The 12,528-nt window shown below is 71.0% G+C and carries 10 protein-coding genes and 1 pseudogene; 6 read left to right on the top strand and 5 right to left on the bottom strand.

Translation table 11 applies throughout. The features are described 5' to 3' along the window. Positions 1 to 51: 51 nt before the first annotated feature. Both leuS and ACQPXB_RS49495 read left to right on the top strand, forming a co-directional pair. Positions 52 to 2,940 carry a leucine--tRNA ligase gene (gene leuS / locus ACQPXB_RS49500; protein ID WP_432849016.1) on the top strand — a complete coding sequence of 963 codons (2,889 nt, stop codon included), beginning with the start codon at positions 52 to 54 and terminating at the stop codon, positions 2,938 to 2,940. A gap of 77 nt (positions 2,941 to 3,017) precedes the next feature. Then, positions 3,018 to 3,641 (top strand): hypothetical protein, encoded by a 624-nt coding sequence (locus ACQPXB_RS49495; protein WP_432849015.1) that lies wholly within the window; start codon positions 3,018 to 3,020, stop codon positions 3,639 to 3,641. Here ACQPXB_RS49495 and ACQPXB_RS49490 read toward each other — a convergent pair. From ACQPXB_RS49490 to ACQPXB_RS49475, 4 genes and pseudogenes are all read right to left on the bottom strand, one after another. After that, on the bottom strand, positions 3,638 to 4,420 hold the full coding sequence (locus ACQPXB_RS49490; RefSeq protein ID WP_432849014.1) for a hypothetical protein: 783 nt from the start codon (positions 4,418 to 4,420) through the stop codon (positions 3,638 to 3,640). The two genes, ACQPXB_RS49495 and ACQPXB_RS49490, sit on opposite strands and share 4 nt — an antisense overlap. Next, a pseudogene (locus tag ACQPXB_RS49485) lies at positions 4,417 to 5,234 on the bottom strand (ATP-binding cassette domain-containing protein). Before ACQPXB_RS49485 ends, ACQPXB_RS49490 begins: the two are co-directional and overlap by 4 nt. 211 nt (positions 5,235 to 5,445) lie before the next feature. Then, positions 5,446 to 6,183, bottom strand: coding sequence for a TetR/AcrR family transcriptional regulator (locus tag ACQPXB_RS49480; RefSeq protein ID WP_366587762.1), 738 nt, complete (start codon positions 6,181 to 6,183; stop codon positions 5,446 to 5,448). Positions 6,184 to 6,192: 9 nt separating this feature from the next. Beyond that, positions 6,193 to 6,603, bottom strand: coding sequence for a hypothetical protein (locus ACQPXB_RS49475; RefSeq protein ID WP_432849013.1), 411 nt, complete (start codon positions 6,601 to 6,603; stop codon positions 6,193 to 6,195). A 98-nt stretch (positions 6,604 to 6,701) separates the two neighbouring features. Between ACQPXB_RS49475 and ACQPXB_RS49470 the strand changes: the two genes are divergently transcribed. The 3 genes from ACQPXB_RS49470 (at position 6,702) to ptsP (ending at position 10,686) form a co-directional block, all read left to right on the top strand. Beyond that, the gene (locus tag ACQPXB_RS49470; protein ID WP_432849012.1) at positions 6,702 to 7,718 is read left to right on the top strand and encodes a hypothetical protein; all 1,017 of its coding nucleotides are present in this window, start codon (positions 6,702 to 6,704) and stop codon (positions 7,716 to 7,718) included. Positions 7,719 to 7,979: 261 nt separating this feature from the next. Beyond that, on the top strand, positions 7,980 to 8,852 hold the full coding sequence (locus ACQPXB_RS49465; protein ID WP_432849011.1) for a ribokinase: 873 nt from the start codon (positions 7,980 to 7,982) through the stop codon (positions 8,850 to 8,852). A 187-nt stretch (positions 8,853 to 9,039) separates the two neighbouring features. After that, positions 9,040 to 10,686: a phosphoenolpyruvate--protein phosphotransferase gene (gene ptsP / locus ACQPXB_RS49460; protein ID WP_432849010.1), complete on the top strand. Its 1,647-nt coding sequence runs from the start codon at positions 9,040 to 9,042 to the stop codon at positions 10,684 to 10,686. 60 nt (positions 10,687 to 10,746) lie between these two features. Here ptsP and ACQPXB_RS49455 read toward each other — a convergent pair whose 3' ends face one another. Beyond that, on the bottom strand, positions 10,747 to 11,400 hold the full coding sequence (locus ACQPXB_RS49455; RefSeq protein WP_366587750.1) for a DUF1707 SHOCT-like domain-containing protein: 654 nt from the start codon (positions 11,398 to 11,400) through the stop codon (positions 10,747 to 10,749). A 141-nt stretch (positions 11,401 to 11,541) separates the two neighbouring features. Here ACQPXB_RS49455 and ACQPXB_RS49450 point away from each other — a divergent pair, with 141 nt between their 5' ends. Beyond that, the gene (locus tag ACQPXB_RS49450; protein WP_432849009.1) at positions 11,542 to 12,525 is read left to right on the top strand and encodes a hypothetical protein; all 984 of its coding nucleotides are present in this window, start codon (positions 11,542 to 11,544) and stop codon (positions 12,523 to 12,525) included. Positions 12,526 to 12,528 lie beyond the last annotated feature (3 nt).

Below are 12,528 nucleotides of genomic sequence, written 5' to 3'. Positions count from 1 at the left end.
TTGAGGGGTCGAGTTGTTTCTGGAGTGGTCCGATCACGGAGGAAGACGGCGATGACAGAGTCCACGGCGCCCACCCCGACCACGGGTGACGGCGCTCCCGGCGCCGAGAACACCCCGCCGCACCGCTACACCGCGGAGCTCGCGGGGCAGATCGAGCGCCGCTGGCAGGACTACTGGTCCGACCACGGCACCTACCACGCGCCGAACCCGACGGGCGCGCTGGCGGTCGAGGGCGAGCAGGTGCCGTCGGACAAGCTGTTCGTGCAGGACATGTTCCCGTACCCGTCCGGCTCGGGCCTGCACGTCGGGCACCCGCTGGGCTACATCGGCACGGACGTGTACGCGCGCTACCACCGCATGATCGGCCGCAACGTGCTGCACACGCTGGGGTACGACGCCTTCGGCCTGCCGGCCGAGCAGTATGCGGTGCAGACCGGCACGCACCCGCGCACGACCACCGAGGCGAACATCGCCACGATGCGCAGCCAGCTGAAGCGCCTGGGCCTGGGTCACGACGAGCGCCGGTCGATCGAGACGATCGACCCGGCCTACTACAAGTGGACCCAGTGGATCTTCCTGCAGATCTTCAACTCCTACTACGACGACGAGGCGGGCAAGGCGCGCCCGATCGAGCACCTGGAGAAGGCGTACGCCTCGGGTGAGCGCGCGACGCCGGACGGGCGCGCGTGGAGCGAGCTGAGCGACGTCGAGCGCCGCAAGGTCATCGACGACCACCGCCTGGTCTACATCTCCGAGGCGCCGGTGAACTGGGCGCCGGGCCTGGGCACGGTCGTCGCCAACGAAGAGGTGACCGCCGACGGGCGCAGCGACCGGGGCAACTTCCCCGTGTTCCGCAAGAACCTGCGCCAGTGGATGATGCGGATCACCGCGTACTCCGATCGCCTGGTCGACGACCTGGACCTGCTGGACTGGCCCGAGAAGGTCAAGTCCATGCAGCGCAACTGGGTCGGGCGCTCGCAGGGCGCGCGGGTCGCGTTCAAGGCCGGCGACGAGAAGATCGAGGTCTTCACGACCCGGCCCGACACGCTGTTCGGCGCCACCTACATGGTGCTGGCGCCCGAGCACCCGCTGGTCGACAAGCTGACGCCGGCCGAGTGGCCCGGCGAGCACCGGCAGGCGTGGACCGGCGGCGCGAAGACCCCGGCCGACGCCGTCGCGGAGTACCGCCTGGCGACGTCGCGCAAGTCCGATCTGGACCGGCAGGAGAACAAGGAGAAGACCGGCGTCTTCACCGGCGCGTATGCCGTAAACCCGGTCAACGGCAAGGAAATCCCGGTTTTCATCGGCGACTACGTGCTGATGGGCTACGGCACCGGCGCGATCATGGCCGTGCCGGCGCAGGACCAGCGTGACTACGACTTCGCGAAGAAGTTCGAGCTGGAGATCATCCGCACGGTCGACCCGGGCGAGGGTTTCGACGGCGAGGCGTTCACCGGCGAGGGCGCGGCGATCAACTCGGCCAACGACACCGTCTCGCTGGACGGCATGGGCGTGGCCGACGCGAAGAAGACGATCATCGCGTGGCTGGAGGAGAACGGCCACGGCGAGGGCACCGTGCAGTACAAGCTGCGCGACTGGCTGTTCGCCCGCCAGCGCTACTGGGGCGAGCCGTTCCCGATCGTCTACGACGAGAGCGGGCTGCCGATCGCGCTGCCCGAGGACCAGCTGCCCGTGGTGCTGCCGGAGGTCGACGACTATTCGCCGAAGACCTTCGACCCGGACGACGCCGACTCCGAGCCGTCGCCGCCGCTGTCGCGCGCGACCGACTGGGTCGAGGTCACCCTGGACCTGGGCGACGGGCCGAAGAAGTACCGCCGCGACACCAACGTGATGCCGCAGTGGGCGGGTTCGTGCTGGTACCAGCTGCGTTACGTCGACCCGGACAGCCCCGACGTGTTCTGCGCGCCGGAGAACGAGGCCTACTGGATGGGCCCGCGTCCGGCCGAGTACGGCGTCGACGACCCGGGCGGCGTCGACCTGTACGTCGGCGGCGTCGAGCACGCGGTGCTGCACCTGCTGTACTCGCGCTTCTGGCACAAGGTGCTGTACGACCTGGGCCACGTGTCGTCGAAGGAGCCGTACCGGCGCCTGTTCAACCAGGGCTACATCGAGGCGTACGCCTACACGGACAAGCGCGGCGTGCACGTGCCGGCCGACGAGGTCGTGGAGCGCGACGGCAAGTTCTTCCTGGGTGACGAGGAGGTCACCCAGGAGTACGGGAAGATGGGCAAGAGCCTGAAGAACGCCGTGACGCCCGACGAGATGTCGGACACCTACGGCGCCGACACCTTCCGCGTGTACGAGATGTCCATGGGCCCGCTGGACATGTCCCGACCCTGGGCGACCAAGGACGTCGTCGGCGCGCACCGCTTCCTGCAGCGCCTGTGGCGCCTGCTGATCGACGAGCAGACCGGCGAGCTGCGCGTGACCGCCGACGACCCGTCGGAGACCGACCGCAAGCTGCTGCACCGCACCATCGCCGGCGTCCGCGAGGACTACGCGGAGATGCGCTTCAACACCGCGGGCGCGAAGCTGATCGAGCTGAACAACCACCTGACCAAGGTGTACGGCTCGGCCGCGGGCACGCCGCGCGAGGTGGCGGAGCCGCTGGTGCTGCTGCTGGCCCCGCTGGCCCCGCACGTCGCCGAGGAGCTGTGGCACCGCATGGGCCACGTCGACTCCCTGGTCCACGGCCCCTTCCCGGTCGTCGACGAGAAGTACCTGGTCGAGGACTCGGTGGAGTACCCGATCCAGGTCAACGGCAAGGTCCGCGCCCGCGTGACCGTGCCGGCCGACGCCGCTTCCGACGCCGTGCAGGCCGCGGCCCTGGCTGAGGAGAAGGTCGCCGCCCTGGTGGGCGACAAGACGCCCCGCAAGGTGATCGTGGTCCCGGGGCGGCTGGTCAACATCGTGCTGTGAACCGGCGGCTTGAATCAGCGTGGTGAATTCGTGCGTTCCGGCCCGGGTCTCGTGCCCGGGCCGGTAACGTGCTCGCCGTGCGTAGTCGATCGCTCACCGTTCTGCCGCTGCTGGCTGCTGCCCTCGCTCTGACCGGCTGTGCCGTGGCGCCCGGTCCGGCCCCGGGCAAGCCGGCGCCGACCCTGCCCGCCGACTCGATCGCCTACGACCAGCTGCCGACGGTGATCACCCGGCCCAACGTGTTCCCCGACAGCTGCACCCAGTTCGAGCGCAACCCGGCGCTGCTCTCCGCACTCGGTGCCACCAGCCCGCCGACGTTCGACCCGAACGTCAAGGCCTGCGACATCAGCTCGGCCGATGGGCTACTCGTCGTGCATACGGACGCCGCCGACAGCCGCCAATCCGACCCGTGGCAGTCCGCCTGGATGTCCGAGTCGGGGTTGAGCAGCCACTTCCGCCGAGAAATCCTGCTCGGGCGTTACTACGCCGTGACTTCGGCCGGGATTAACGGCTGCTCTCTCATCGTGAACACCGGCTCCGCGGAGCCGGTGGCGTTCGACACCTTCCACCAAGGCGGCGCAGACGACTCGTCCATCGACGGTTATCGCCGCACCGCCGAGAAGTACTGCCCGCCGCTGCGCAAAATGGCGGGCGAGTACCTCGCCGCAGTCGACCCCGGCGGCGGCTCCCTCGTCCGCTAGGCGGCTTCCCGTCGCGCAGCGCGGGTAACTCCGAGCGCCGTGACCCCGAGCCAGAGCACCAGCGATGTGGCCAGCGCGATCGGGCCGTGCGTCGACAGCCCACCGAGCTGTCGCGCGGGTTCGACCGGATCGACCCAGCCTGCGAAGTCCTGGTTGGCCTGCACGATCACGAACAGGATCGAGATCAGGCAGTAGGCGGCGATCGCGCCCGCGGTGTTCGGGATCAGCCACGCGATCGAGACGGCCAGCAGGGTCATGAGGAACGACCCGAGCAGACACACGCCGATCGTGGTGCCCACCCGGATCGTCAGCAGGTTCTCGGCGTCGTGGTCGTCGAGCACACCAGCGAAGTAAGTGAAGGTCATCAGGATGTGCAGGCCGGCCACGAGCACCCAGGCACCGGCTGCGATCGCGCCCTGGGCCAGCACGTACCTCAGCCGGGAGGGCTGCGCGAGAAGGGTGGGCTGGGCGCTGCGGTAGTGCCACTCACTCGCGATGAGCTTCACCAGGGCGACGTCCACGAGGATCGCCGCCAACCGAATGGTGGTCACCACGGTCCCCAGCTGTTTGCGCATGGTCACCGGGTTGAACAGGTCGACCATGAACAGGATCGACAGCAGCACCACCGCGATAGGGCCGGCGACCAGCAGGATCTTGTCAGCCGGCGTGGCGGTGAACTTCCGCAGCTCGACACCCACCACCGTGCCGAATGAAGCGCGCTTCGCCGCACCGGTGGCCCACGCCGGCTGCTGCTGCGTAGCCGTCTGCATCGGGATCATCGCGGACCTCCCGTGAGGCGGAAGAAGAGCTCTTCCAGGTTCTGCTGTTCCTCGGCCAGCCCGAGCACCCGCACCTGCGCGCCGAACGCGATCTCCGAGACGCGCTCCGTCGGGGCGGCTACGGACAGCGCGTCGGGGCCGGTCTGGCGGACGTCGAGGCCAGCGCGTTGCAGGGCAGTGCCGAGTTTGGGCACGTCGTTGGTGCGCACGACCGTCCGCGCGGGGCCGGCGAAGCTGGTGAGCGGACCGTCGGCGACGACGCGGCCGTGGCCGATCATCACGATGCGGTCGGCCGTCTGGTCCACTTCGGACAGTACGTGGCTGGACAGCAGCACGGTGCCGCCGCGTTGGGCGTAGCCGCGCAGAAGCTGTCGTGTGGAGCGGATTCCTTCGGGGTCGAGGCCGTTGATGGGCTCGTCGAGGATGAGCACGGGCGGGTCGGCCAGCAGCGCGTGCGCGAGCCCGAGGCGCTGGCGCATGCCGAGGCTGTACTTGCCGATGCGCCGGTTCGCCGCGTCGCTGAGCCCGACCTGCGCGAGCACCTGGTCGGCGCGTGAACTGGGCAGCCGCATGAGTTTGGCGCCGTTCACGAGGTGGTGGCGTCCCGTGCGGCCGGGGTGCACGGCGGCCGCGTCGAGCAGCACGCCCGCGACATGTCCCGGGTTGGGCCAGTCCCCGAACCGCCGCCCGGCGATCGTCGCCGTGCCCGCGGTGGGGCGCGTCAGGCCGCAGATCATCGCAGCGTGGTCGACTTCCCGGCGCCGTTCGGCCCGAGGAACGCGGTGACGGTGCCGGGCTGCAACGCGAACGACACGTTCTCCACCACCCGGCGCCCGTCGTAGTCCTTCACCAGCCCCTGGACGTGCAGCAACCCCCGGCCCTCCCCTTCAAGATCCGAAGGTGAGTTTGTCACAACCCGTGTCCGTCCGTGCACGAAACCGAACTTGCGGGTTCGGCGACGGACGGCCGAGCACCTCGGTGAGGGCGGGCGCGTGGTCACTGTCGGTCGACGGCGGCCGTGCGGTCTAGCCGGCGTACAACCCCACGTCACGGGCCAGGTCGGTGAGGATGGCCTCGAAGAGGATGTCCGGCTTCGACACGGGGATCGGGTAGTTGCCGAACACCTCGAGCGTCACGTGGCCGTAGAGGCGGGCCCAGAACTGGATCATCAGGTACGTCAGCCCGAGGTCCAGCTTCTCGGGCGCGATCGCGCGGCCCGACTCGCCGAGCACGGCGAGCAGCTCGCTCTGGAACGCGGTGAGGTCGTCGCGCAGTTCGGGCGGGACGACGTCGTTCGGCGGCATCACCAGGTCGTGCGTGGCGAGGACCTGGCCGGCGGCGGCGAGGAAGATGCGGCCGAACGGCTCGTCGAGGCGGTGCAGCGCGCTGCCCGCGGTGGTGCCGACGCCGCCCGTGGGCGACGCGAACACCAGCGTGAACTCCTTGGTGTGCGTGAGCGCCCAGCGGCGGAAGCCTTTGCAGATGGCGAACAGCTGCGCCATACCGTCTTCGGGCAGCACGGCGACGTCCTCGGCCAGCTCGGCGGCGAGGTCGGCGATCACGTCGAGACGCAGGTTCTCGACCAGGTCGTCGCGCGATTCGTAGTAGCGGTACAGGGCCGGTGCGGTGATGCCCAGCTCCCGGGCGATCGCCCGGAGCGTCACGGCGTCCGGACCCTGTTCGACCAGCAGTCTCCGGGCGGTCCGGCGGATGTCCTGCTCGGTAGCCGCTCGCGCGCGGCCCCTTCGCGTGGGGCTGCTCATCCGGACATTCTAGGTGGTCGGCACCGTTGTTCCCGTAACAACGCGGCCGGAGAGCAGCCGGGCCTGCAGATCGGTGAGCGGACGCAGCACCCACATGGCCACCACGACCATGCCCAGCACGCACCAGAAGTGCACGAGCCAGGCCCCCACGAGCGACGGCCCGCCCCACGATTCGTCGGCGGTCGAGGGGTCCCAGAACAGGCCGTACGTCGCGATCCGCCACACCAGAAACCCGATGAGCAGCGAAAACGGGATGGCCACCACGCTCACCCCGGTGGCGGCCAGGTAGCGAGGGGTCCCTTCGCGCGGCGGGACGCCGAGGAGCCGTTCGGCGAGCAGCTGCCCGGTGCGTCTGCCGCCGAAGCACGCGGGCAGGGCGAGGAGGGCGTAGAGCACCCGTTTCCAGTCCGAGATTTTCATGCGATCGACGCTAGGGACCGTTGAGCTGCGAAAACACCCGGCCGTCCGCCGAACGGGGTAGGGAAACCCCGACCGCGTTCTGTCACACTTCGTCCGAGATGGACGAAATCACCACGGTCACCTACCCCGCGCCCGTCCCGCCGGATGAGGTGCGGCTGGCGACGTTGCTGCTCCTGGTTCCCGGGCTCCTGATCGCGGGCTTCGGCGGCCTCCTCATGGCGGCGAGCCGCGGCGGCCTGTACGTGGGTTCCGTGATCGCCCTGGTCGGACTCGTGTTGCTGGGCTGCATCCCCATCGGGCGGCGCGGCATGCGCAAGGAGCGGCTGAGCGTCGAGGTCGCCCCGCGCGGTCTGCGGTTGCCCGTCCGCGACGCGCGGCTCGTGCTGTCGTGGGAGGACTTCAGCGCGGTCGTGCTGGTCGAGAAGCACAACCGGGTCGAGGTGTACCTGGCGCCGGCTCCCGCTGCCGAGGATCGGCTGGTCAAGCGCTTCAGCCGCCGCGGACCCCACGGCTTCGTCCTGTCGACGCGGTTCGAACCCGGCGAGGCGCACCGGCTGGCGGCCGCGGTCGAGACGGTGCGGCCGGGGCTGGTGCGGTGGCCGTCGCTGGAGGTGCGGCGCGGCGGGTTCGGCCCGCAGCGCGTGGCGACGACCGTGGTGCGGTGGTCTTCGGTGAAGCCGGTGCCGGAGGCCGGCGAGAGCGTGAAGGTGCGTGCGAGCAAGGCTTCGGGCGCGCGGCAAGCGGCGATCGGGGGCACGGTGGCGTTGTTCGTGGCGGTGCTCGTCGTGCGGCTGTGGCTGCCGGTCACGGTGCCCGGGCTGATCGCGGTCGCGGTGTGCGTCGGCGCGCTGGTCTGGACCCGCCACCGCGGCACGCGGGGCGTGTTCACTGTGGACGGCCTTGGCGTCACGTGGATACCTCGGCACGCCAACGGGGTCGTGGTGCGACGCGAAGAGATTTCCGCCCTGACGGCCGAGGCGGGCGGCGTCGTGCGCGTGCTGTCGCGCGACGGCAACGACTTCGTGCTCGCTTCGGACGTTTCGATGCCGGCCGCGCGGACCGTGGCCGCACTGGTCGGGGCGCCGCCGACGCCGATCACTCGGGGGGCTACGTGATCGGCGCCGGCGACCCGATGCCCTCTCCGGTGCGCTTCCGGTCGGGGCAACGCCACTGGCTCAAGGACAGTGACGCTCCACAAGAGCGGAACCCGTGTCAGAAGTGACGCCTGGGGGACATGGATCCCCCGATCGAGTGACGGGCAGCCGCTGCTCGCCTGATTGTCGCACTGGGCGCCGGATAAGTTACAAAAACCTTCACTTTTGCGCACGGACGGTGGGTGACCTGTGCCCGGGCGCACCCGTGGCAAGGTGTCGACCATGTGCGCAGCCGTGCTGGTGGTGGGTTCCGCCAACGCCGACCTCGTCGTCCCCGTCGACCGCCGCCCGGCCGGCGGCGAGACCGTTCTGGGCGGCGACACCGTCCTGTCGCCGGGTGGCAAGGGCGCGAACACGGCTGTCGCGGCGGGCCGGCTGGGTGCGGATGTGGCTCTGCTGGGCGCCGTGGGATCGGACCCGTACGGCGCGTTGTTGCGGGATTCCCTGGCGGGCGCGGGAGTCTCGACGGCGTTTCTGCGCGTCGTCGACCGCCCGACCGGGATCGCGTATATCACCGTCACCCCGGACGGGGAGAACTCGATCCTGGTCTCACCGGGTGCGAACTCGGCGTTGACGCCCGCGGACATCACGCCCGAGGCTCTCGCCGGGGCCGCCGTGGTGGTCCTGTCGCTGGAAGTCCCGCTGCCGACCGTCGAGCACGCCGTCCAACGCGCGTCCGACGCCGGCGCGAAGGTGCTGCTCAACCTCTCACCCGCCGCCCGGTTGTCCCCTTCGACCCTGGCCGCGGTCGACGTCCTGCTGGTCAACGAACACGAAGCCGCCTACCTCCTCGGCCCGGCCGACGCCGATCCCCGCAAGCTGCTCGACCTGGGCCCGCGCGCCGCCGTCGTCACCCTGGGCGCGAAGGGCGCCGCCGTGGTGACCCCTGACGGCGTCACGGAAGTCCCTTCGCCGCCCGTCACCGCCGTCGACACCACCGGCGCGGGCGACGCCTTCGCCGGCGCCCTCGCCGCCTCCCTGGCCGAGGGCACCACCCTCCCCGACGCCGCCCGCCGCGCCGCGCGCGTGGCCGCACTCAGCGTGACTCGCGCGGGTGCACAGCCCTCCTACCCGACGCTCGACGATCTGGAATGACCCAGGGGCGGGCTGACAACCGGAGGACGGGGGTTGCCTTGCGCGAGTGAGGGGACGACCGTCGCAGGGATGAAGCGAGGTGAGGAGGTGGCGAAGGTGCAGCAGAGCCAGGAGCGCCGGCGAGTGTGGCCAACGCCAAGGCCGACGCCGCGAGCCATCCACGGCCATCTGAGCTATGGTCTAGACCATGTCTGAGAGCCAGTCCGCCACCGGCATGACCCTGAGCGGTGTCGCGGTGAGTCCGGGGCGTGCGAGCGGTCCTGTGGTGCGTGTTGCCGAGCCGTTGGGGGAGCCCGCGAGCACGCCGGCGCCGGCTGATGCGGCCGTGGAGGCCGCCCGGATCGAGCCTGCGGCGCAGGCGGTTGCCGCGCGGTTGGAGGCGCAGGCGGAGAGCGCGACGGGCGAGGCGGCCACGATCCTCATCACCACCGCCGCGATGGCGGCCGACCCGGCGTTGGCCACGCAGGCGCGGCAGCTGGTGACGGCGCAGAACCTGCCCGCCGCGCGCGCGGTCTACCAGGCCGCCGAGGGTTTCGCCGAGGCCTTGGCCGCGGCCGGGGGCTACATGGCCGAGCGGGTGCGCGACGTGCGGGACGTGCGCGACCGGCTGGTGGCCGAGTTGCTCGGCGTCGCGCCGCCGGGGGTGCCGGAGTTGGCGGCGCCCAGCGTGCTGGTCGCCCGCGACCTGGCGCCCGCCGACACCGCCGGGCTGGATCCGGCGAAGGTGCTCGCCCTGGTCACCGAGGAGGGCGGGCCCACGAGTCACACGGCGATCCTCGCTCGCGCCCTCGGGATTCCGGCCGTGGTGGCCGTGAGGGGGATCCTCGACTTCGGCGCGGAGGCGCTGGCCGTCGACGGCGACACGGGCCTCGTCCAGCCGGCCGACCCGAACGCGCCCGTCGTCGCCGCCGTGGCGCAGGGGCCGGCCGAGTGGAACGGCACGGGCGCGACCGCGGACGGGCACGTCGTCAAGGTCTACGGCAACGTCGGCTCGCCGGCCGACGCGCAGGCGGCCGCGGACGCGGGAGCGGAGGGCGTCGGCCTGTTCCGCACCGAGTTCAGCTTCCTCGACGCCCCGGCGGAGCCGTCCGTCGACGAGCAGCGGAAGGCCTACGCGGCGGTGCTGGCGCCGTTCCGCGGCAAGCCGGTGATCGTGCGGACCCTCGACGCCGGCGCCGACAAGCCACTCGCCTTCCTCAACCCCGACGACGAGCCCAACCCCGCCCTCGGCGTGCGCGGCCTGCGCGTGGCGTTCGACCGGCCCGACGTGCTCGACCGCCAGCTCGAGGCCATCGCGGGCGCGGCCCAGGATTCGGGCGCCATCGTCTCCGTGATGGCCCCGATGGTCGCGACGGCCGAGGAAGCCGCCTGGTTCGCCGAGCGCGTGCGCGCGGCGGGCATCGAGCGCGCGGGCGTGATGATCGAGATCCCGGCTGCGGCGCTGTCCGCGCGGGAGATCCTGGACGTCGTCGACTTCGTCTCGGTGGGCACGAACGACCTCGCCCAGTACACGTTCGCGGCCGACCGCCAGCTCGGCGCCGTCGCGAAGCTGAACGATCCGTGGCAGCCCGCGTTGCTGCGGCTGCTCAAGCTGATCGGCGACGCGGCGAAGGCGACGGGCAAGCCCGCCGGCGTGTGCGGCGAAGCGGCGGCTGACCCGCGGCTCGCCGTGGTGCTCGCGGGCCTGGGCCTCACGAGCCTGTCGATGAACGCGGCGGCCGTGCGGGCCGTCGGCGCATCGCTGGCCACGGTCACGCTGGCCGAGGCGGAAGTGAAAGCAACCAACGCCCTGGCCAGCGCCGATCCGGTCGCGGCGCGCGCGGCAGCGAACTGAAAAAGACGGAGCCGGACCCGGCCGACGGATGGAAAACCGGGTCCGGCACCGCTTCACTGGTCAGCCGAAAAAGCCCCGCCGAGGGTTGCGGATGACCAGCGAGCCTCCGTGGATACGGCCTGTGATGACGTAGCGCGGGTTGCCGGCGCGGCCGTTGCTGCCGGTCTTGTCGTCGAGTGAGCCGAACTTGATCTCGGTGATCGAGTTGTAGTCCACCGCGGCCTGCGGCGGGATGATGATCTCGACCGAACCCCACTTGGAGTCCAGCTCGATCTCGACGACCGGCGTCGACACCTGGGCCTCGGTGAAGTCCAGCTTCGTGCTGCCGTACTTGTTGCGCACGACCATCGCCGGCGGCACCAGCCACGGGCCGCCGCGCTGCAGTGACGAGTACTTCGCGTTGAGCTCCAGCCGCTGACCGGGCGCATAAGTGCTGGTCGGCGCCTGGTAAGCCGGGTAGCTCGGCGCGGCCGCAGGGTGCAGCAGCCCCGGCAGATCGGTGAGCACGGCGTTCAGTTCGCCGCGCGTACGCGACGCCAGCGCCTTGTCGGTGCGCTCCGTGAACTCGTCGAGGTTGAGCATTCCCAGCCCGATCGCCTTCTGCAGGACGGCGACGACGTGTTCGCGCTCGTCGTCCGACACCCGGATGTCGCGCGCGGTCAACGCCTTCGTCTCGGTCGCGGTCTCCGCGCCGGTCGTCTCTTCCTCGGCCATGCAAACGATGGTAGAACCGTATTTCCCTCGTCAGATCGGGGAAAAACCCTGAACAGACCCGTATTTCGCGCCGGCGTCGCCCTCGTTGCGACGAGCTTGCTGCTGGCCGCGTGTACGGGCGGGATCCCCACCCCGGCCCCCGTGCCGACGACCGAGCGCGCGGAACCCGTCGAACCCACCGGACCGCTCCCGACGGGAATCACGGGCTCGCTGACGACGGGCGGCATCGGCGTGGAGCTGCTGCTCGCCACCTCGCCGCCGACCCTGTTCGACGCCGACACCGGTGCGAAAGGCGCGGTGCCCGGCGTGCCGGGCGGCGACCGGCTCGTCGCCGTGCAGCGCGTCGGCCACACCCCGGTGATCCTCACCTCGCCCCGGTGCCAGCAGATCTGCCAGCCGTTCGACGTCTACGCCTATGCGGGCGTGGCCACGCCGCTCGGCCAGGCGGTGAGCGTCGCGCCGGGCGCCGACGCCAAGAGCGTGTGGGTCATCCGCCAGGACGGCCCGGACAACTGCCGGCTCGAGCACGTGTCGCTCGCCGGCACGGCGCTGGGCGGCGGCAACACGGCGAGCTGCACCACGATCCTGCGGCAGGAGACCTCCCGAGGCCTGCTGATCACCGTGAACAACGGCACCGCCGAAACCGTCGACGTCCTCATCGACCCCGACACCGGCCGCACCGTGCAGCAGGCCCCGCGCATCCTCGCCGCGGCCGGCGACCGGCTGATCCTCGGCGGCCTCACGGAGCTCACCGTCGTCGACCTGCGCGACGGCACCCGCAAAGCCGTGCGCCCGCCGGCGGTCCAGGCCAGCCCCCTGATCGTGCCCAGCCGCGACGGCGCGGTCGCCGCCGTCGACTTCGGCACGCCCTCGTGGCACGGCACCGGCGCCCAGACGCGCGATCTGTGGCTGCTCGACCTCAACGACCTCACCTGGCTGCAGACCCCGTCGATGCCGTACACCACGCCCAACCTCAAGCAGTCGTCGCTGGACTGGACCGATGACGACGACCTGGTCATCGACGACGGGGTCGTCGCCGCCTGGCACCCCGGCGAACCCGCGTGGCGGCTCGGGAAGGCCAAGCTGACCGGCGCCCTGCAGACGGCCGCGGTCAGCGCTTCCTAGCGA

Source organism: Amycolatopsis sp. CA-161197, from assembly GCF_050942255.1.
In the GTDB taxonomy this organism is placed as follows: domain Bacteria; phylum Actinomycetota; class Actinomycetes; order Mycobacteriales; family Pseudonocardiaceae; genus Amycolatopsis.
This window is presented reverse-complemented; position numbering and strand designations above follow the sequence as displayed.